Raw genomic sequence first — 20,326 nt, forward strand, 5'->3', positions numbered from 1 at the left:
TACCTGATCGGCTATTCCAACGGCGGCGCCCTGGCGCTGCGCTACAGCCTGGCCGCGCTGGAGGACGAGCGCCTGGCCATGCCGCAGCGTCTGGTGCTGATTTCGCCGATGGTCGGGGTCACCCGCTATGCCCGTTATGCCGGCTTGGCAGCCTTGCCGGCAGTGTTGCCGGCGTTCGCCAAATCGGCCTGGATGAACGTGCTGCCGGAATTCAATCCGTTCAAGTACAACTCCTTTCCGGTGCATGCCGCGCGGCAGACCTACGAGCTGACGCATGAGGTGCAGCGCGCCTTCGATGCCGCCGAGGCCGATGGACGTTTGCAGCGGCTGCCGCCGGTGCTGGCCTTCCAGTCGCTGGCCGACAGCACGGTAAGCACGCCGGCAGTGGTGCGCGACCTGTTCGAACGCCTGCCGGCCAACGGCAGCGAACTGGTGGTCTTCGACATCAATCGTTCGCAGGCGGTCAGCTCGCTGCTGCGGGCCGACATGAGCAGCTTGCTGGAACAGTTGCTGCCGCCGGCCGAGCGCGACTACGACCTGACCGTGGTGGGCGTGGCACCCGAACGGGGGCGTGCGGTCGAGGCCCGGCGTACCGCGGCGGGCAGCTTGCAGGCGATCAGCCAGCCTCTGGGCGTGGACTACCCGAGCCAGCTGTTCTCGCTGTCGCACGTAGCACTGCCGTTTCCGCCCAGCGATCCCTTGTACGGCAGCGATCCGGCGCCTGGCGAAGACTACGGCGTGGCGCTGGGCACCCTGGCGCCGCGCGGTGAGCACGGCGTGCTGGTGGTGGGGCTGGGCAGCCTGCAGCGGGTGACGTCCAATCCCTTCTACGACTACCTGCGTGAGCGCATCGACGAAGACCTGTAGGTGGCTCGGTGCGCACGGCGCACCCCACGGTTGCCTTGTGTAGGGTGCGCCGTGCGCACCAGCCTGGTGGGAATTTCAGGTTACAACCGGAAACGCCCCACCAGTCCATCGAGCTGCGTCGAGAGCGCCTGCAGGTCGCTGCTGGCCTGGTTCAGCTGATCGGCGATATGGGTGGTACCGACGGTCAGTTCGTTGATGTCGACGATATTGCGGTTGATGTCCTCGACCACGCTGGACTGCTCCTCGGTGGCGGTGGCGATCTGAATGTTCTGATCGCTGATCTGGCCGATATGGCCGTTGATCTGCTCCAGCGCGGCTGAGGCCTTGCCGACGTACTCCACCACCAGCGCGCTTTGCCGTTGCTCCTTGGCCATGGCCCGCGCATTTCGCCGCAAGGTGGAGCTAGCCCCAGCGAATGGCTGCGTCAGATCGCTCAATAGGCGAAATGGGCGATGGCTTGCCTGACCTTGTCCAGCCCATCTTCCAGTTGCGCCAGGGTGACCGAGCCAAGGGCCAGGCGCAGCGCATGGGGCACCTGCTCCGAAGTGCTGAACGGCTCAGCGGTGGAGACCGCCACCTGCTCGCGCAGCAGGCGCGCCACGACCTGATCGGCGCGCACCTCGGCCGGTAATGGCAGCCAGAGGAAGTAGCCGGCCTCATGGCCGATCGGTTGCAGGCCGGCCAGCACGCGCCGAGCCAGCGCTTGCCGACAGCGGGCGTCCTCGCGCTTCTGCGCTTGCAGGCGTGCCAGTGTGCCGTCTTCGATCCAGGCGCAGACCAGCGCCGTCATGATGCCCGGGGTGTTCCAGGTGCTGGCGCGGATGCTGCGCTCCAGTGCGGCGACCCAGACGGCAGGCGCAGTCAGGTAGCCAACCCGCAAGCCGGTGGCGATGTTCTTCGAGAAGCCCGACACATGCACCGTGCGTTCGGGCGCCAGGGCGGCCAGTGGCGCTGGTGCCGAGCTGGCCAGGAAGGCGTAGGCGGCATCCTCGATGATCAGCAGGTCGTGCTCGCGGGCGATGTCGACCAGGCGCTCGCGCTGTCGCTGATCGAGTACCCAGCCCAGCGGGTTGTGCAGGGTCGGCATGCTGTAGATCGCCCGTACCCGGCGCGTTCTGCACAGTGCTGCCAGGGCAGCGAAATCGGGACCGCTGGCATCGCAAGGTATTGCCAGCAATTCCACGCCGCGCGCGGCGGCGGCCGCCTTGAAGCCGGGGTAGGTGAGGGTGTCGACCGCGACCACGTCACCGGGCTTGAGCAGGGTCTGCAGGGTCAGCGCCAGGCCGTGCTGGGCGCCATTGACGATCAGCACCTGTTGCGCCGTGACCGGGAGTCCCTGATCCGTCAGGTGCCTGGCCAGCAATGCCCGCTCATGGGGGCGCCCGGCATGGGGCTGGTAGCGCAGCAGCGCCTCCAGATCACCGGACAATGCCAGCTGGCGCAGGGCCTGGCGCAGCAGGTCGGCCTGGCCCGGCAACGTGGGGTAGTTGAAGTTGAGGTCGAGCATGCCGCCCTCTGTCGCCGGCTGGTCGATACCGTGGCCAGGCGCCAGGCTGGTCTCGCGCACGAAGGTGCCGCGCCCGGTTTCGCCACTGACCAGGCCCATGGCGTGCAGCTCGGCGTAGACCCGTGATGCGGTGACCAGGGCGATGCCGCGCTGCGCGGCCAGTTCGCGGTGCGTGGGCAGGCGTGTGCCGGGCGCGAGCGCGCCGCAGCGGATGTCGGCGGCCAACTGATCGACCAGTTGCTTGTAGCGCGCACGGGGCATGGGTTGTATCCATGACAATTATTTGATTGTCATGATCATTGCCCCGAAGCTGCGTGGCAACCCGTTTCATCACAGGAGCTGCCATGCACATCGCCATTCTGACCTTCGAGGGGTTCAACGAGCTCGACTCGCTGATCGCCTTCGCCATTCTCAGCCGCATTCGCCGGCCCGACTGGCGCGTCAGCATCGCCAGCCCAGCTGCGCGCGTGACATCCATGAACGGGTTGGTGATCGATAGCCAGATCGACCTGCAGCAGGCCTGCGCGGCCGATGCGGTGATCGTCGGCAGTGGCATGCGCACCCGTGAGGTGGTGGCGGATGCAGCGCTGATGGCGCAGCTGCGCCTCGACCCGGCGCGGCAACTGCTGGCGGCGCAGTGTTCCGGCACGCTGGTGCTGGCCCGGCTCGGCCTGCTCGACGGCGTCGCCGCCTGCACCGATCTGACCAGCAAACCCTGGGTGGAGGCAGCGGGCGTGGCAGTGCTCGATCAGCCACTGTTCGCCCGTGGCAATGTCGCCACGGCAGGCGGCTGCCTGGCGTCGATCTATCTCGCCGCCTGGGTCATTGCCCGTCTGGTCGGCCTCGACGAGGCGCGCCAGGCGCTGCACTACGTGGCGCCAGTGGGTGAGAAGGCGCAGTACCTGGCGGCGGCGATGGCGGCGATCGGTCCTTATCTTCAGGGCCGTACAGAGGCGTGACGGGTTCGTGCATCGCGGCAAGCTGTCGTACCATCGCCGACTGACTCCGCCACGAGCCTTCGCGCATGTTCGAAATCCAGCCCATCGACCCCGCTTTCTATCGCCAGCAGACGCGCCGCAGCACGGCGGTGATTGCCGCCATCTTCGTGGCGCTGGCCATGCTCTGCGCCACGGCGAGCACGCAGGTGTTCGGCACGCCGGGTGGCGACAACTTCAAGTGGAATCTGCTGGGTGTGCTGGCCGGCCTGGCGTTGACCATCGCCCTGGTGCGCCTGCAGCTATGGCCGCGGCCGTTCATGGCGCCGGCCGTCTACGGCTGGCGCCTCAAGCGCAGCCTGATGCGCGTGACCAACGTGATGCATCACGTCAAGGCGGGCGTGGCTCAGGGCGATGAAACGGCGATGAAGCTGCTGCGCTTCTACCACCTGGGGGTGACCCAGATGCATCAGCTCGACGGCAACTCCAGCGAGCTGAGCCAGATGGTGCGCGAGATCGACGCGCACCGCGATGTCATGCAGCAGCAGGGGCTGGAGCTGGAGCAGACGCGTCTCGATCTGCAGTGGCTGGAGCGGGTCAAGGCGTTCAAGGCATAAGCCGTGGGCGGGCGCTGTGGTCTGATCAGCCCGCCCTGCAACTGATCGGGCCGCTCAGGGGCCTGCTTCGCGCGTAGGCAGCCGACTGCTGGCCAGCAGCCCTGCCAGGGCAAGGCTGGCCAGTACCATCAGCAAGGCCTCGGCGCTGAAGGCATCCAGGATCATCGCTGCGCCTATCGGTCCCGCTGCCTGCGCAACGAGCATGGGCCTGGCGAGCAGGCCCATGCGCGCGCCATAACCGGTGGGGCCGAACAGCACCAGCGGCAAGGTCCCGCGCGTGATGGTCAGGATGCCGTTGCCTGCGCCATACAGGGCGATGGCGACGAACGCCAGCCAGGCCTGAGCCGGTACCAGCAGCAGGATGCCAACCAGGCAGAGCAGAACACCCAGGCGCGTGGCCCAGGTTGGGTGAAGGCCCTGACCCCAGGTGAATTCCGCGATGCGCCCGGCAACCTGCGCCGGCCCCATGATCATTCCGATGGCCAGGGCTGAAGCAGTGGCCATGCCGAGCAACTTGAGCATATCCAGCAGATGCACCGACACGGTCGACGCCACCAATGATTGCAGGGTCAGCAGCAGCGCGAGCAGGAGGAATAGCTGGCGGTAGGCGAGCGGTTGGCCGGCTTCTGCGTTCGCCTGCGTGCGGCTGCTGGCTGGGGCAGGGGCGGTTGGAGCCTTCGGCACGAAAAGCAGGTAAATCGGCAGGCCCACTGCCAAATGGGCACCGGCCAGCACGAAGCATGCGTCTCGCCAGCCCAGTTGATGTTCCAGATAGGCGAGCAAGGGCCACCCCAGGGTGCTGGCGAACCCGCCCAGCAGCGTCAGGCCACTGATGGAGGAGCGTGCCGCGCTGCCCAGCAGGCTGCCCAGCGTGGCGAAGGCGGCGTCGTACAGGCCCGCCGCCATGGCCAGACCGATGATGGTCCAGGCCAGGTAGTACACCGGCAGATGCTGGGCCGCGCCCATGAGGGCGAGACCCAGAGCCATGAGAATCGAGCTTGCCGCCAGCGTCGAGCGGCCGCCGTGACGGTCGATCATGCGGCCGACCCGGGGCGAACAGGCTCCGGCAACCAGCAGGCCGAGGGAAAGCCCCATCACCACTCGGGTGATCGACCAGCCCGTTGCCTGCGTAATGGGGCTGGCCAGCACGGCAGGCAGGTAATAGGTCGAACTCCAGGCCAGTATCTGGCCAATCCCCATGGCGCCGACCAGGCGAAAGCGGCTGACCGAAGGCATTGGAGCGGTCTGTGGCATGGTCGCGGCATCCCGTTAGCGGTGGTTCGGCAGGGCGCAAAGCGCAGCAGGGGGAGTGGTGCGCTACGGCAACGCCCGTTCATACCAATGCCGGCTCTTGTTGACCAGGCGCACCAGCCAGAGCATCACCGGCACCTCGATCAGCACGCCGACGACCGTGGCCAGCGCCGCGCCGGAATCGAAACCATAAAGCACGATGGCCACCGCCACGGCCAGCTCGAAGAAGTTGGAGGCGCCAATCATGGTCGACGGGCCTGCCACGTCATGACGTACTTTCAGCGAGCGATTTAGGGCGTAACCCAGGGCTGCGATGAACAGCGTCTGCAGCAGGATCGGCAGGGCGAGGATGCCGATGACCAGCGGTTGCGCGACGATGGCCTGGCCCTGAAAGGAGAACAGCAGTACCAAGGTGCCGAGCAGGGCGAGGATGGAGAAGGGGGCGATCCTGGCCAGGGCCGCCTCGAAGACATGCTTGCCGCGCTTGAGCAACTGCGCGCGCACCGCCTGGGCGATGGCCAGGGGGATGACGATGTACATCACCACCGACAGCAGCAGGGTGTCCCATGGCACCGGGATCGACGACACGCCGAGCAGCAAGGCGACGATGGGGGCGAAGGCGAACACCATCACCAGGTCGTTGAGGGCCACCTGGCTGAGGGTGAAGTTGGCGTTGCCGCCACACAGGTTGCTCCACACGAACACCATCGCCGTACAGGGTGCGGCACCGAGCAGGATCAGCCCGGCCATGTAGCTGTCGAGCTGATCGGCCGGCAGCCAGTCGGCGAACAGGATCTTGATGAACAGCCAGCCGATCAGGGCCATGGAGAAGGGCTTGACCACCCAGTTGACGAACAGGGTGACGCCGATACCGGCTTTCTGCCCGCGCACTTCATGCAGCGAGGCGAAATCGATCTTCATCAGCATGGGGATGATCATCACCCAGATCAGCACGCCGACCGGGATGTTCACCTGCGCCACTTCCAGCGCGCCGACCGCCTGTGCGGCTTGCGGGGCGACGAGACCCAGCGCGGTACCCGCGGCGATGCAGAGAAAGACCCACAGGCTCAGGTAACGCTCGAAGAAGCCCAGGGGCGCGCCCGTGGAACCTGCTGGGGTGTTGTCACACGCATTTGTCATCTTCGCTGTCCATTCTCGTCGTTGGCGAACGGCCTCAGCATATTCGCTTTACTGAATATATGGAAATCAATATATTCGCTCGTGTGCATCTTCGACGGATAACCGCATGAGCCAGAAAAAGCGTGTCCTGTTCCTCTGCGTGGCCAACTCGTCGCGTTCGCAGATGGCCGAGGCGTTGCTGCGCCACACCGACCCGGAACACTTCGAGGCATTCAGCGCAGGCACCGCGCCCACCGAGGTTGACCCGCGCACCCGTCATGCGCTGGAGCACCTCGGAGTATCCACCGAAGGGCTGTTCAGCAAGTCGGTCGAGCAGGTCGCCGGCGAGCCGTTCGACTATGTGATCACCCTGTGCGACAAGTCCGCGCTGGAGTGCCTGGCGCTGCCCGGCACCGGTGAATACATCGCCTGGAACTTCGAGGACCCGGCCACCAGCGCGCAAAAGGATGCCTACCGCAAGACGCTGCACGAGATCCACGAACGGATAAAGATGTTCGTGCTGATCAAGAGCAAGCCGGCCAGTGCCGACCCCGAGGCCATGACCCCCACCGACGTGTTCAAGTGCCTGGCCGACGAGACGCGTACGCGCATCGCCCTGCTGGTTACCCTGGAGCAGGAACTGTGCGTCTGCGAGCTGACCGCGGCGCTGCAGCTGGCGCAACCGAAGATCTCCCGACACCTGGCCCTGCTGCGCAGCTGCGGGCTGCTGGAGGACCGGCGCAACGGCCAATGGGTCTACTACCGCCTGCATCCGCAGTTGCCCGAGTGGGTCAGGGAGGTGCTCAAGCGCACCCTCGACAGCAATGCCGAATGGCTGCGCCCGGACGTGCAGCGTCTGTGGCAGATGCGTGACCGACCGGGGCGCAAGCCGCTCTGCGATTGAGCCATGCGGCACCTCATGGCCAGCGCCAGTGCGCCTCGACCCGCCCCGGGCGTGATGCCGACACTGCCGCCCGTTTAACCCCTTGCAGCGGATGGAAACCATGCACGACGACCTGCCCAACATCGACCGGCAACTACTCGATCTACCGAATTCGGACAAGCTCAGCGTCGAGTCGGCCTCGACCCATGCGCCGCGCATCCTGCTGCTGTACGGCTCCACCCGCGAGAAGTCCTTCAGCCGCCTGCTGACCGAGGAGGCCGCGCGCCTGTTGCAGCGCTTCGGCGCCGAGACGCGCATCTACGACCCGCGCGGCCTGCCGCTGCCGGACGATGCGCCGGACAGCCATGCCAAGGTGCAGGAGCTGCGCGAGCTGATGCAGTGGTCGGAGGGCCAGGTGTGGTGCTCGCCCGAACGCCACGGCGCGATGACTGCCGTGTTCAAGGCGCAGATCGACTGGGTGCCGCTGGCCATGGGCGCGGTCCGCCCGACCCAGGGCAAGACCCTGGCGGTGATGCAGGTCTGCGGCGGCTCGCAGTCGTTCAACGTGGTCAATCAGCTGCGCGTGCTGGGGCGCTGGATGCGCATGTTCACCATCCCCAACCAGTCCTCGGTGCCCAAGGCCTTCATGGAGTTCGACGCGGAGGGCCGGATGAAACCGTCCTCGTTCTACGACCGCCTGGTGGACGTGATGGAGGAACTGGTCAAGTTCACCCTGCTGCTGCGCGACCGCTCCGACTACCTGGTCGATCGCTACTCCGAGCGCAAGGAGTCGGCCGAAGAACTGTCCAAGCGCGTCAATCAGCGCGCCCTCTGAGCGAAGGAACTGCCCGCCATGACTCATCCCTACGATGTACTGCACGTGCCCGGCCTGGCCGGCGCGCTGATTTTCACGCCTTGCCCCGGCACCCGGGAAACCTCGCTGGAACAGGCGCTGCTGGCGCTCAAGCAGGCCGGTGCGGAAGGGCTGATCACCCTGATGCCGCGCAGCGAGCTGGCCGCCAATGGTGCCGAACGTATCGCCCAGCAGTGCCAGGCCCTGGACCTGGCCTGGTATCACCTGCCGGTGGCCGACGAACAGGTGCCGCTGGAGGATTTCGGCGAGGGCTGGCGGGCATCGCGCCAGGCGATTCTCGAACACCTGCGTGGCGGCCGCGCGCTGGCCATCCACTGCAAGGGCGGCTCCGGGCGCACCGGCCTGATCGCCGCACGCATCCTCATCGAGGCCGGCATCGCGCGCAGCCAGGCCATTGCCCTGGTGCAGGCATTGCGACCCAAGGCCATCCAGCATCCCGCGCATCTCAACTGGATCAACCAGTTCGACGCGACCCACTGATAGAGGCATCGACATGAGCATCAAAGTAGGCATCAACGGTTTTGGCCGCATCGGCCGTCTGGCCCTGCGCGCCGCCTGGAACTGGCCCGAGCTGGAGTTCGTGCAGATCAACGACCCGGCTGGCGACGCCGCCACCCATGCGCACCTGCTCAATTTCGACTCGGTGCACGGCCGCTGGCAGCATGAGGCGGGCAGCGAGGGCGATTGCCTGGTGATCGATGGCAAGCGCATCAAGGTGACCGCCAACAAGGCCATCGCCGACACCGACTGGAGCGGCTGCGACCTGGTGCTCGAGGCCAGCGGCAAGATGAAGACGGTCGCCGTGCTGCAGGACTATCTGCAGCAGGGCGTGGGGCGCGTGGTGGTCTGCGCGCCGGTCAAGGAGCAGGGCGCGCTGAACGTGGTGATGGGCGTCAACCAGCACCTGTTCGACCCGGCGCAGCACCGCATCGTCACCGCCGCGTCCTGCACCACCAACTGCCTGGCACCGGTGGTCAAGGTGATCCACGAGGCGTTGGGCATTCGTCACGGCTCGATCACCACCATCCACGACCTGACCAACACCCAGAGCATCCTCGATACGCCGCACAAGGATCTGCGCCGCGCCCGCGCCTCGGGTATGAGCCTGATTCCCACCACCACCGGTTCTGCCACGGCTATTGCCGAGATCTTCCCGGAGCTGCGCGGCAAGCTCAACGGCCATGCCGTGCGCGTGCCGCTGGCCAACGCCTCGCTGACCGACTGCGTGTTCGAGGTCGAGCGTGCCACCACCGCCGAGGAGGTCAACGCGCTGCTCAGGGCGGCCGCCGAAGGGCCGCTGCACGGCATCCTGGGTTATGAAGAGCGCCCGCTGGTGTCCATCGACTACCGCACCGATCCGCGCTCGTCCATCGTCGATGCCCTGTCGACCCTGGTGGTGGCCGGCACCCAGGTGAAGATCTACGCCTGGTACGACAACGAGTGGGGCTATGCCAACCGCGCGGTGGAGCTGGCGCGCCTGGTCGGCCAGGCCGGCTGATTCGTAGGGTACGCCGTGCGCACCAGCCAGCGCAGCGCATGGGAAGGACAGGCTTGTGAGGCGTCCTTCCTGCTGCCTGGGATGAATCATCGGCTTGCCCGCATGCTCGTTAGGAAGCGCCATGGTGCGCGCGGCGCACCCTACGCTTGAGGCCAGCCCTCCGGCCGCTATAACGCCCGATCAGGAAATTACGCCATGCACGCCCTCGCACGACTCTCTCCGGAGATCCGTCAGTACCTCTTGGTAACCGGCAACTACTGGGCCTTTACTCTTACCGACGGCGCCCTGCGCATGCTGGTGGTGCTGCACTTTCACAGCCTCGGCTACACGCCGCTGCAGATTGCCGCGCTGTTTCTGTTCTACGAGATATTCGGCGTGGTCACCAACCTGGTGGGCGGTTACCTGGGCGCGCGGCTGGGGCTCAATCGCACCATGAACATCGGCCTGGGCATGCAGGTGCTGGCGCTGCTGATGCTCACCGTGCCGGCCGCCTGGTTGACGGTGCCCTGGGTCATGGGGGCGCAGGCGCTGTCCGGTATCGCCAAGGATCTGAACAAGATGAGCGCCAAGAGCTCGATCAAGCTCCTGGTGCCGGACACTCAGCAGGGCACGCTGTACAAGTGGGTGGCCATCCTCACCGGCTCGAAGAATGCGCTCAAGGGCGTGGGCTTCTTCCTCGGTGGCGCGCTGCTCGCCGTGCTTGGCTTTACCGGTGCGGTGCTGGCCATGGCCGCCGCGCTGGCGCTGATCTGGCTGGCCAGCCTGGTGCTGCTGAAGAAGGATCTGGGCAAAGCCAAGGCCAAGCCGAAGTTTCGCGACATGCTCTCCAAAAGCCGGGCGATCAACATCCTCTCGGCTGCCCGGCTGTTTCTCTTCGGTGCGCGCGACGTCTGGTTCGTGGTGGCGCTGCCGGTGTACCTGAGCTCCGTATTCGGCTGGGACTTCTGGCTGGTCGGCGGCTTTCTCGCCAGCTGGGTGATCGGTTACGGCATCGTGCAATCGGTTGCCCCGCGTATCACCGGCAAGCGAAGCGGACATGTGCCGGACGGCCGCGCCGCGTTCCTCTGGGCGGCATCGCTGGCGGGGCTGCCGGCGCTGATCGCCCTGGGGCTGGGCGCCGGCTGGTCGGCGCAGGTGGTATTGCTAGGCGGCCTGCTGCTGTTCGGCGTGCTGTTCGCGGTGAATTCCTCGCTGCACAGCTACCTGATCGTCAGCTACGCCAAGGAAGACGGCGTATCGCTGGACGTAGGCTTCTACTACATGTCCAACGCGCTGGGGCGGCTGATCGGCACGCTGCTCTCGGGCTGGGTGTTCCAGGCCTATGGGCTGGCGGCCTGCTTGTGGGTCTCCAGCGCCTTCGTGCTCGCCGCCGCGCTGATCTCCATCGCCTTGCCCAGGCACGGCATGCAGCCGGCGCGCTGACCCGGGCTTTCACGAGATTGACGGCGTGCCAGCGCCGTCGAACTCAGAGCGCTTTGAGCGAAAGCGCTCCGGCGAACCGGCGGCTTCGCCCCTTTACCCAGCGGGCCGCATACAATGGTGGCTCGATTTTCCACGCCACCCGATGGCTGCAGCAGACAAGGGATTCGCCTCCATGGCCTCACTGGATAAACAGAAAAAGCGCGCTCAACGGGCCAAGACCAAGGCCAGGCAGAACCGCATGGGCAAACCCAAGGCCCATGCCGTGCATCCGGTTCTGGCCAACCCGCTGATCGACGAGCCCTTCGACGATGTGGCCATCGACCTCAGCACCTTCGATTTCCAGGACATCGCCGAGAACGGTTTCGACCCGGCGGATTTCGACGATCTGTTCCAGACCATGAAGTTCGCGGAAGGCATCAGTCTGCTGGCGCTGTGCGTGGTGTTCCTGCAGTACCCGGTGCTGGAGCTGGTGGTCTCCGAGGAGTCGGAGGACGCCGCCACCGATTTCATGATGGGCCTGCTGATCGTCTATCGCTCGATCTACCACGATGAGGACGAGGAAGCGGCCGTGGCCTGGGTGGGCAGCGACGCCTTCCAGCAGGCCTACAACGAGGCGTCGGTCATCCTGCAGAAGAAGAACGCCCGCGCTTAGCGTTTTTCCGCCCGACGTGCGCCGGGCGGTTTGCAAGCCTGATGCTGCATGCCCTTGAACGTCTGGGCAGGCTCCCGATCGAACGACATATCCCCTGACATTTCCTGTAGCTGCCGCACCCCGCTTAAAGGTTATTGAAAGGTTGGCGGCTTAGCCTCCGCGCGCGCCTTTCGTGCGATCTACAAGAAAAAAGAGGAGAAATCGGTTTGTTGACTCTGATCGGCCTGCTGACCATTTGCAGCCTGGTGGTGCTGCTGCTCATCGGGCGCATGTCGCCTGTTCTGCCGTTGATCGTGGTGCCGCTGCTCGGCGCCCTGGCCGCGGGTTTCGGCCCGGAGGCGATTTCCGGATTCTTCACCGATGGCATCGGCCGGGTAACCGCGATCGCCACCATGTTCGTCTTCGCCATCACCTTCTTCGGCGTGTTGCAGGACACCGGACTGTTCCGCCCGCTGATCGGCGGCATGGTGCGCCTGACCCGCGGCAACGTCATCGCCGTGACCGTGGCCACGGCCATCATCGGCATGCTGGCGCATCTCGACGGTGCCGGCGCCACCACCTTCCTGCTGACCATTCCTGCGCTGCTGCCGCTGTACAAGCAGCTGCGCATGAGCCCCTACCTGATGCTTCTGCTGCTGGCGCTCGGTGCCGGCATCTTCAACATGTTGCCCTGGGCCGGGCCCTTGGGCCGTGCTTCGGCGGTGACCGGCATCGAAGTCACCGAACTGTGGCGGCCGCTGATCACCATCCAGGGCGTCGGCGTGGTGCTGCTGATCGCCCTGGCGGCGCTGCTGGGGTGGCGCGAGCAGCGCCGTATCGCCGCAGGCAAGGCCGGCGACGAAGGCGTGCTGGTGGAAACCACCAGCGACCTGCACGAGCCGAGCGCCGAGGAGCGCGAGCTGGAGCGTCCGCGTTTGCTCTGGGCCAATGCCGCGTTGTTCCTCGCGGTGCTGGTGTCGCTGTTCTCCGGCGTGCTGCCGGCCGGCTACATCTTCATGATCGGCCTGTGCCTGGCGCTGCTGATCAACTATCCGGGCGGCAAGGCACAGATGCAGCGCATCTCGGCCCATGCACCGGCTGCCTTGAGCATGGGCATGATCATCCTGGCGGCGGGCTCGATGCTCGGCATCTTTACCGGCACCGGCATGCTCACCTCCATCGCCAAGGACCTGGCCGGTGTGCTGCCCGCGCCGCTGGTGGGGCAGATGCATATCGTGCTCGGCCTGTTCGGCCTGCCGATGGAGCTGATGCTGAGCACCGACGCCTACTACTTCGGCCTGCTGCCGGTGACGCTGGAAGTGGTCGGTGGCCAGGGCGTGGAGCCGGCCAGCGTGGTCTATGCGCTGACCATCGGCAACATCATCGGTACCTTCATCAGCCCCTTCTCGCCGGCGCTATGGCTGGCGCTGGGCCTGGCCGGGCTGGACCTGGGTCGGCACATCCGCTACTCGCTGTGGTGGATGTGGGGCTTCTCGCTGGTGCTGTTCGGCGCGGCCTGGGGGCTGGGTTTGTTCTAACCTGCATGCGCGCGAATAAACACGCCGCGCTCCTTTCGAGGGGCGCGGCGTTTTTTATGAGGGAGCACTGCCGGAGAGGGCTGGCCCCGGCCTCGGTTGGGGGTGGGCGTTACTTGGAGCAATTGCCCTTGCTGGCCATCTCCAGTTTCGATACGGCTTGCTTGCCTTCTTGCTCGTTGACCAGTTCCAGATTGGCACCGCCGACGAACACTCCCATTTTGATGTACTGCTTGACGAAGTAATTCTTGCCGCTTTCGGTCTTGACCAGCAGATCGTTCGGAGAGAACTCGGATTCGGTAGAAATCTTGTGTTCGACATCACCCTTGACCTGTTCGTAGAAGAACACGTTGGGTGCTGATTCGCCGATGCATTTATCGTTGAGCCAAATGTCCTTCTTCAGCGCAGTGCCTGCACCCGAGGTGCGGTAGATATAGAGTCCGGCGCTACCGGCCGGTGGCGTGGGGTACTGCTTGGCTGCGGCAGAAGCGTTCTTGTCTTCCATGGGGACCGATGCACAGCCGACGAGCAGCGAGGATGCGAAGGCAGCAAAGGCCAGTTTCTTCAACATGATGACTCCGGAGTCTGTGGAATGAGAACGGCACAGCAGGAAGGCTCGACGGCATGGGTTGTTGGGCGTCGAGATTCCGGTCACGGAAGAGGAGTGGCACGAGGAGAGGGGCTTGCCCGCATGCATCGCTGCGCATGATCGAATTCCGTTTCTTTGATGGCGTATTGCTATGCCGGCCGAGACAATATCCATTTGTTTCGCTTCGGGCAAGGATGCCTTGTCATTTCAGCCGATAGCGCGCCAGGTCGTCCCGGGTCAGCAGCTGCAGGCGGCCAGGCGCCACCTTGTAGATGTCCTCGGCCAGGGAGATATCGACGCCCATGTCGCGAAAGTACTTGGCCGGGCTGAAATGCTCGCGGCCGTGGGCGGCCTGCGCCTGGGCCGAGTCGCCGGCAGGGAAGGGCGGGCGGCGCAGGGCCACGTGGCCGTTGACGGTGCGCTTGGTGCCGGCGGCCAGCAGGTAGATGCAGCTGCCCTGGCAGATGCCACCGGAAGGCACCAGCGCCTCGAAGCCGGTTTCCCGCAGCAGGCGGCCCATGCGAATGGCCTCCGGCGCGCTGCCGCCGATGCTGTCGAGCAGCACGATCTTGCGCTTGTGCTTGCCGGGATGGGCGCGCAGGCCCTGCAGCAACTTTTCGTAGTCGCCGGGCACTATCTCTTCGGAAATCTTCGCCGCCAGCAGGCCGTCGTGAAACTCGACCTCAACCCTGGCCTGGGCATGGAGCGGGGCGAGCAGGGCAGTGCCGATCAGGGCGAAGCGCAGAAGCTGGGCAATCATCGAATGGGTTCATGACGGTGGCTCGGGAGGCAGAAGATACCTGTCGCAGCACCGTCATGCATCCCTCAGTTCCGCACGTTGCGCTGCTGCACCTTCCAGGCCCAGGCGAACAGCGCCAGGCCAGCGATGGCGGTGATGGCGCCGATATAGCCGGTGACGGTCCAGCTCATACCGGCGCTGATGGCCAGGCCGCCGAGCCAGGGACCGAGGGCATTGGCGAGGTTGAACGCGGCGTGGTTGGAGGCGGCCGCCAGCGTCTGCGCGCCGGTGGCGACGTCCATCAGGTGGGTCTGCAATGCGGGGCCGAGGGCGATCATGGTGCCGATGGCGAAGATCGCCGGCAGGATGGTCCAGAGGCTGTGCGCGGCGAAGGGGAAGACCAGCAGCACCAGGGTGCTCCACGCCAGGATCCAGGCCACGGCACGCAGGCGCAGGCGATCGAACAGCCAGCCGCCGGCGCTGTTGCCGACGATGCAGCCGGCACCGAACACGCCCATGGCCAGGGGAATCCAGCCGGGGCCGACCTGGGTGACGTGCAGCAGTGTGGGCGCCATGTAGCTGAACACGCAGAACATGCCGGCGAAACCGATGGCGCCGATGCCCAGGGCCAGCCAGATCGGCGCACGGTTGAAGGCGCGCAGCTCGCCCTTGGGGCTGCTGCGCTGCTCGTTGGGATCGGCCGGCAGGAAGATCGCCACCATGGCGATGGTGGTGATGGCGATGATGCCGACCAGGGCGAAGGCGTAGCGCCAGCTCATGAACTGGCCGAGCCAGGTGGCCAGCGGGTTGCCGATCAGGATGGCCACGGTCAGGCCGGCCAGCACCCGGCTCACCGCCTTGGCGCGTTTGTGCGGCGGCGCCATGGACGCGGCCACCAGCATGGCGATGCCGAAGTAGGCGCCGTGGGGCAGGCCGGCGATGAAGCGGAAGATCAGCAGCGGCTCGTAGCCCGGCGCCAGGGCGCTGGCGAAGTTGCCAAGGGCGAAGCAGCCCATCAGCAGCAGAAGCAGGACGCGCCTGGGCAGGCGTGCGCCGAGCAGGGCGAGGGTCGGTGCGCCGACCACCACGCCCAGGGCGTAGGCGCTGATCACATGGCCGACCTGCGGTTCGCTGACGCCAAGGTCGGCGGCGACGTTGGGCATCAGGCCCATGATGGCGAACTCGCCGGTGCCGATGGCGAAGCCGCCGAGGGCCAGGGCGAGCTGAATGAGGAGAATCGCGCCAGGCGACAGCGAGGTCGCGGCAGTGGCGGCAGGGTTGTTCATCGGGAGGACCTGGCAGGTAAAAGCAAGCGCGCGATTATAATCTCCGAGCGCATTGCCTGGATATTCGCGGCCGCTCTATTTCGGGCTTTGAGACGAATGGTCGGGTGTATTCAGGGCCTTCACGTAGTCGACGAAGGCGCGCAGCGGCGCCGGCACATGGCGCCTGCTGTGGTAGTACAGATAGGGCCCTTCGAAGTGCTGCCACCAGTCATGCAGGATGGGTTGCAGCTGACCGCTGGCGAGGTGCGCGGCGATGTATTCCTCGAAGGTGTAGAGGATGCCGTGGCCTGTGCAGGCCGCGGCGATCAGCAGGTCCTGCGATGAGCTGACCAACCTGCCCTCCGGGGCGATGCGCAAGGTGCGTCCATCCTGCTCGAACTCCCACACACCCAGCTTGCCGCTGGCGAAGCGGTAGCCGAGCAGGCGGTGCTCGCTCAGTTCGCCGGGATGCTGCGGCGTGCCGTGGCGCTGCAGATAGCTGGGCGCGGCAACCGCCATGAAACACTGCCGGCGCGGCCCGATGGGGATGGCGATCATGTCCTTGGCCAGGCTTTCCTCGTAGCGGATGCCGGCGTCGTAACCGGCGCCGATCACGTCGATGAAGGTGTTGTCCATGTTCACCTCCAGCGCGATGCCGGGGTAACGCGCGAGAAAACCGTCCAGCAGCGGCGGCAGGATGTGCCGCGCGATCACGCCCGGTACATGCAGGCGCAGCGAGCCGACCGGATGCTGCGGGTCTTCCTGCAGGTCGTTCAGCGCGGCGTTGATCTCGTCCAGCGCCGGGCGCAGGCGCTCCAGCAGACGCGCACCGATTTCCGTCGGCGTCAGGCCGCGGGTGGTGCGGTTGAGCAGGCGCACGCCCAGTTCCTGTTCCAGGCGGCGTACGCAGTCGCTGAGCGACGAGGCTGAGGTGCCGCGGCGCTGCGCCGCCGCACGAAAACCGCCTGCCTCGACCACGGCGGCGAACAGAGCGATGTCGGAGAGGTTCGGCTGGCGCATGGGCGTCGACTGGGCAATGACGAAGCGTCCGATGATGCGGCGCAGCGCCCGCTTTGCCAATCCTGGGCGCTGTAGCCCGGATGAAATCCGGGAATGCCTACCAACCGCCCCGGATTGCACCTGGGCTACGCAGCTGATCGATGCTGGCAATACCCGGTAACTGTACGCCTGGCCGTATACCGTGTTCGCTCGTGACCGGCTTATCGAACAGTGTTTCTACTCGCACCCTATGTCCTGCGCCGTTGCCTGGTTTGGCGCATCGAGCTAACGGATAGGAGGAAGCTGCAATGAGCAAGAGAAACGAAGCGGGGCTGGGCCATACGCGCCGTGATGCACTGAAGCTGTTCGGCATGGTGGGCGGCAGTCTTGCCTTGCAGGGGGTGCTGGGCGGCATACCGAGGTTCGCCTGGGCCGACACCGCAACGGGCTGGCAGGCGACGGACATGCCGCCTTTGACCGGCAAGCGCATGCTGGTCACCGGCGGCAGCAGCGGCATGGGCTTCGAGGATGCTCTGGCGCTCAGCCGCGCTGGCGCGCAGGTGATCATCGCCGCGCGCAACTCGCAGCGTGGCGCCGAGAGCATCGAACGCATTCGTGCCCAGGTGCCGCAGGCCCAGTTGCGTTTCGAACAGCTGGACCTGGCCGACCTGGCCTCGGTACGCAGCCTGGCTCAGCGCCTGAATGCCGAGGGTGAGGCACTGGACGTGCTGATCAACAATGCCGCGATCATGGCGCCGCCGCAGCGCGGCGTGTCTCGCGACGGTTTCGAGATGCAGCTGGCGACCAACTTCCTCGGCCATTTCGCCCTGACCGGTTTGCTCCTGTCGTCGCTGCGCAAGTCATCCGATCCGCGCGTGGTGACGCTGGCGAGCATCGCCGTCAATCGTGGCCGGATCGATTTCGACGACCTGCAGTCCGAGCGCAGCTACGACCCCTATGCGGCTTACGCCCAGTCGAAGCTGGCCTGTCTGATGATGGCTTTCGAGCTGCAGCGGCGCAGTCTGGCCAACAACTGGGGCGTGCGCAGCATCGCCGCGCATCCTGGCGTGGCCGTCACCGAGCTGGTCGAGCGCGGGCCGGGACTGGACAGCGAGTTCGCCCGCCAGTGGGCGAAGGATCGCGAGGTCTATCACTCGGCGGCGCAGGGCGCGCTGTCGTCACTGTTTGCGGCGACGGCGGCCGAGGCCGAGGGTGGCCGTTACTACGGGCCGACCGGCGAAGAGGAAAAGCGCGGCCCCCTGGGGCTGGCCAAGGTACCGGCTGCTGCGGCGGATGCCGCTGATGCGGCGCGCCTGTGGTCGGTGGCCGAGCGCCTAACGGGCGTGAAGTACGGCTGAATCATCTCGGCGCGCCGTGCAGGCGCGCCCCTTCGAGGAATTTGCCATGTCATCGTTAAGCATGTCGCAGCGCGTGGCCGTGGCCATCAACGCGCAGCGCAACGAGCTGTGGCCGGCGCTGGCCGGTTTCGCCCTGTTCTTCTGCCTGTTCTCGGGCTACTTCATGCTGCGGCCGATCCGCGAGGCCATGGGCATCGTCTCCGGCGTGGAGAACCTGCAGTGGCTGTTCACCGCCACCTTCGTGGTGATGCTGATCGCGGTGCCGCTGTTCGCCTGGCTGAGTTCGCGGGTGCCGCGGCTCCACTTCATCGACTGGGTGTATGGCTTCTTCACCCTGAACCTGGCGTTGTTCGCCCTGTTGTTCTTCGGTGCGGATGAAAGCGTGTGGCTGGCGCGCAGCTTCTACGTGTGGATTTCGGTCTACAACCTGTTCGTCGTCTCGGTGGCCTGGAGCCTGATGGCCGACGTGTTTGACAGCGAGCAGGCCAAGCGCCTGTTTGCCTTCATCGCCGCCGGTGCCAGTGTCGGCGGCCTGGTCGGCCCGGCGCTGAGTGCCTTGCTGGTGAGCACGCTGGGGCAGAGTGGCTTGATCCTGCTGGCCGCGGTGTTGCTGGCCGTAGCGCTGTCGCTGAAACAGGTGTTGATGCGCTGGCGCGAGCAGGGTGGCGCGGGACGGGCAGGCGCGGTGCAGGCGGAGAGCCCGCGGCGCCCGGTACCGGGCAACCCGTTCAGCGGTCTGATGCGCGTGCTGTCTTCGCCCTACCTGTTTGGTATCGCCGGTTTCGTCATCCTGCTGGCCACGGCCAGCACCTTTCTCTACTTCGAGCAGGCTCGCCTGGTGGCCGAGCTGTTTCCGGATCGCGCCGCGCAGGTGCGGGTGTTCGGGGTGATCGACTTCGTGGTGCAGGCCGGCGCGCTGATCGCCCAGCTGTTCATCACCGGGCGCATTGCGCGACGCCTGGGTGTGCGCGTGCTGCTGGCCTGCGTGCCGCTGCTGGTGTGTGTCGGCTTCATCGGCCTGGCCTTGATGCCGACCTTCGCCATGCTGGCAGCGCTGATGATCGTGCGGCGCATCGGTGAATACGCCTTCGTGCGGCCGGGGCGGGAGATGCTCTTCGCGCCGCTGGATGCCGAGAGCAAGTACAAGGCGAAGAACTTCATCGACACCGTGGTCTACCGCGCCGGCGATGCGATGAGTGGCTGGCTCAAGAGCCTGCTGGACATGCTCGCCCAGGGCGCCTGGCTGGTGGCGCTGGTGGGTGCGGCCAGCGCAGCGCTGTGGGGGTTGCTCGGCTGGTATCTGGGCGGGCAGGCCGATCAGCGCGGTGCCGAGCAGCAGGTGGCCAGGGCCAGCCAGGCCTAGCTCGACCCGGCGGGAAGGGCGCTGCGGGAGCCGGCATGCCGACTCCCGTGACACGATCAGCCGCGTGCCGGAATGGTCAGGCCGCGCTGTACCGCCGGGCGGGCGAGGAAGGCGTCGAGCACGCGGCGCACGTTGGCGAAGCGCTCGAACTGCACCAGCTCGGCGGCTTCGTAGAAGCCCACCAGGTTGCGAATCCAGGGGAACACGGCGATGTCGGCGATGCTGTACTCGCCGGCGATCCAGTCGCGGCCCTGCAGGTGCTGGTCGAGCACGCCGAGCAGGCGCGCCGATTCGGCCACGTAACGGTCGCGCGGACGCTTGTCTTCGTACTCGCTGCCGGCGAACTTGTGGAAGAAACCGAGCTGGCCGAACATCGGGCCGACACCGCCCATCTGCCACATCAGCCACTGGATGGTCTGGTAGCGCACCGCAGGCGACTGCGACAGCAACTTGCCGGTCTTTTCCGCGAGGTAGAGCAGAATCGCGCCGGACTCGAACAGCGCCAGCGGCTGTCCCTCGGGGCCATTGGGGTCGAGGATGGCGGGAATCTTGTTGTTGGGGCTCAGGGAGAGAAACTCCGGGCTGAACTGATCGTTGCTGTCGAAGCTGACCAGATGCGCCTCGTAGGGCAGGCCGATTTCCTCCAGCATGATCGAGACCTTGACGCCGTTGGGCGTGGGCAGCGAGTAGAGCTGCAGGTGCTCGGGATGCTGGGCGGGCCATTTGCGGGTGATGTCGAACGAGCTGAGGTCGGTCATGTGGGTTCCATATCGAATGGGCCTGAGAAAGGGCGATCAGAACACGAGCGTTCGCCGCGTGGAAAATCGATCCAGCTGCTATTAGTCATCGACTTGAACGATCCTGCCCGGTTCCC

General features: G+C 66.0%; 20 protein-coding genes and 1 pseudogene. 12 read left to right on the forward strand and 9 right to left on the reverse strand.

The features are described 5' to 3' along the window. Nucleotides 1–867 (forward strand): annotated as a pseudogene (locus N7333_RS15390) (alpha/beta hydrolase); the annotation flags it as partial. Between the two features lie 80 nt (nt 868–947). On the opposite strand, the gene N7333_RS15395 reads toward N7333_RS15390, so the two are convergent. Both N7333_RS15395 and N7333_RS15400 read right to left on the reverse strand, forming a co-directional pair. After that, complete coding sequence (locus N7333_RS15395) at nt 948–1,241, reverse strand: hemolysin activation protein (RefSeq protein WP_252576681.1); 294 nt, start codon at nt 1,239–1,241, stop codon at nt 948–950. Nucleotides 1,242–1,300: 59 nt separating this feature from the next. After that, a complete protein-coding gene (locus N7333_RS15400) occupies nt 1,301–2,635 on the reverse strand; it encodes a PLP-dependent aminotransferase family protein (protein ID WP_129481496.1) in 1,335 nt (444 codons plus the stop codon). An 83-nt stretch (nt 2,636–2,718) separates the two neighbouring features. Here N7333_RS15400 and N7333_RS15405 point away from each other — a divergent pair, with 83 nt between their 5' ends. Then, entirely contained in the window at nt 2,719–3,333 is a 615-nt protein-coding gene (locus N7333_RS15405; RefSeq protein WP_129481495.1) for a DJ-1/PfpI family protein, read from the forward strand. Between the two features lie 65 nt (nt 3,334–3,398). Next, a complete protein-coding gene (locus N7333_RS15410) occupies nt 3,399–3,926 on the forward strand; it encodes a DUF3087 domain-containing protein (protein WP_129481494.1) in 528 nt (175 codons plus the stop codon). 54 nt (nt 3,927–3,980) lie between these two features. Here N7333_RS15410 and N7333_RS15415 read toward each other — a convergent pair whose 3' ends face one another. Beyond that, complete coding sequence (locus N7333_RS15415; RefSeq protein WP_129481493.1) at nt 3,981–5,180, reverse strand: MFS transporter; 1,200 nt, start codon at nt 5,178–5,180, stop codon at nt 3,981–3,983. Between the two features lie 63 nt (nt 5,181–5,243). Next, complete coding sequence (arsB, locus tag N7333_RS15420; protein WP_129481492.1) at nt 5,244–6,317, reverse strand: ACR3 family arsenite efflux transporter; 1,074 nt, start codon at nt 6,315–6,317, stop codon at nt 5,244–5,246. A 106-nt stretch (nt 6,318–6,423) separates the two neighbouring features. Here arsB and N7333_RS15425 point away from each other — a divergent pair, with 106 nt between their 5' ends. The 7 genes from N7333_RS15425 to N7333_RS15455 all read left to right on the forward strand — a co-directional run bounded on the left by N7333_RS15425 (nt 6,424) and on the right by N7333_RS15455 (nt 13,142). Then, entirely contained in the window at nt 6,424–7,200 is a 777-nt protein-coding gene (locus N7333_RS15425) for a metalloregulator ArsR/SmtB family transcription factor (protein ID WP_129481491.1), read from the forward strand. Between the two features lie 100 nt (nt 7,201–7,300). Continuing rightward, on the forward strand, nt 7,301–8,014 hold the full coding sequence (arsH, locus tag N7333_RS15430) for an arsenical resistance protein ArsH (protein WP_129481490.1): 714 nt from the start codon (nt 7,301–7,303) through the stop codon (nt 8,012–8,014). A gap of 18 nt (nt 8,015–8,032) precedes the next feature. After that, complete coding sequence (locus N7333_RS15435; protein WP_129481489.1) at nt 8,033–8,533, forward strand: cyclin-dependent kinase inhibitor 3 family protein; 501 nt, start codon at nt 8,033–8,035, stop codon at nt 8,531–8,533. 13 nt (nt 8,534–8,546) lie between these two features. Further along, on the forward strand, nt 8,547–9,551 hold the full coding sequence (locus tag N7333_RS15440; protein ID WP_129481488.1) for an ArsJ-associated glyceraldehyde-3-phosphate dehydrogenase: 1,005 nt from the start codon (nt 8,547–8,549) through the stop codon (nt 9,549–9,551). 195 nt (nt 9,552–9,746) lie between these two features. Next, on the forward strand, nt 9,747–10,973 hold the full coding sequence (arsJ, locus tag N7333_RS15445) for an organoarsenical effux MFS transporter ArsJ (RefSeq protein WP_129481487.1): 1,227 nt from the start codon (nt 9,747–9,749) through the stop codon (nt 10,971–10,973). A gap of 172 nt (nt 10,974–11,145) precedes the next feature. After that, on the forward strand, nt 11,146–11,625 hold the full coding sequence (locus N7333_RS15450; protein WP_129481486.1) for a hypothetical protein: 480 nt from the start codon (nt 11,146–11,148) through the stop codon (nt 11,623–11,625). 206 nt (nt 11,626–11,831) lie between these two features. After that, nucleotides 11,832–13,142 carry a citrate:proton symporter gene (locus N7333_RS15455; RefSeq protein ID WP_003245367.1) on the forward strand — a complete coding sequence of 437 codons (1,311 nt, stop codon included), beginning with the start codon at nt 11,832–11,834 and terminating at the stop codon, nt 13,140–13,142. Between the two features lie 109 nt (nt 13,143–13,251). On the opposite strand, the gene N7333_RS15460 is transcribed toward N7333_RS15455, so the two are convergent. The 4 genes from N7333_RS15460 to N7333_RS15475 form a co-directional block, all read right to left on the reverse strand. Next, a complete protein-coding gene (locus N7333_RS15460) occupies nt 13,252–13,710 on the reverse strand; it encodes a DUF2846 domain-containing protein (protein ID WP_129481485.1) in 459 nt (152 codons plus the stop codon). A 220-nt stretch (nt 13,711–13,930) separates the two neighbouring features. Further along, nucleotides 13,931–14,488, reverse strand: coding sequence for a hypothetical protein (locus tag N7333_RS15465; RefSeq protein ID WP_129481484.1), 558 nt, complete (start codon nt 14,486–14,488; stop codon nt 13,931–13,933). Between the two features lie 65 nt (nt 14,489–14,553). Beyond that, nucleotides 14,554–15,753: an MFS transporter gene (locus tag N7333_RS15470; protein WP_096826069.1), complete on the reverse strand. Its 1,200-nt coding sequence runs from the start codon at nt 15,751–15,753 to the stop codon at nt 14,554–14,556. A gap of 75 nt (nt 15,754–15,828) precedes the next feature. Next, a complete protein-coding gene (locus N7333_RS15475; protein WP_129481817.1) occupies nt 15,829–16,752 on the reverse strand; it encodes a LysR family transcriptional regulator in 924 nt (307 codons plus the stop codon). Between the two features lie 287 nt (nt 16,753–17,039). Between N7333_RS15475 and N7333_RS15480 the strand changes: the two genes are divergently transcribed. Both N7333_RS15480 and N7333_RS15485 read left to right on the forward strand, forming a co-directional pair. Then, nucleotides 17,040–18,089, forward strand: coding sequence for an SDR family oxidoreductase (locus N7333_RS15480; protein WP_129481483.1), 1,050 nt, complete (start codon nt 17,040–17,042; stop codon nt 18,087–18,089). A 46-nt stretch (nt 18,090–18,135) separates the two neighbouring features. Next, nucleotides 18,136–19,452, forward strand: coding sequence for an MFS transporter (locus N7333_RS15485; RefSeq protein WP_129481482.1), 1,317 nt, complete (start codon nt 18,136–18,138; stop codon nt 19,450–19,452). A 56-nt stretch (nt 19,453–19,508) separates the two neighbouring features. Here N7333_RS15485 and N7333_RS15490 read toward each other — a convergent pair whose 3' ends face one another. Further along, nucleotides 19,509–20,210, reverse strand: coding sequence for a glutathione S-transferase N-terminal domain-containing protein (locus tag N7333_RS15490; RefSeq protein WP_012018088.1), 702 nt, complete (start codon nt 20,208–20,210; stop codon nt 19,509–19,511). Between the last annotated feature and the right edge of the window lie 116 nt (nt 20,211–20,326).

Origin of the sequence: Pseudomonas sp. GD04158 (assembly GCF_029834875.1) — a bacterium.
In the GTDB taxonomy this organism is placed as follows: Bacteria; Pseudomonadota; Gammaproteobacteria; order Pseudomonadales; family Pseudomonadaceae; genus Aquipseudomonas; species Aquipseudomonas hydrolytica.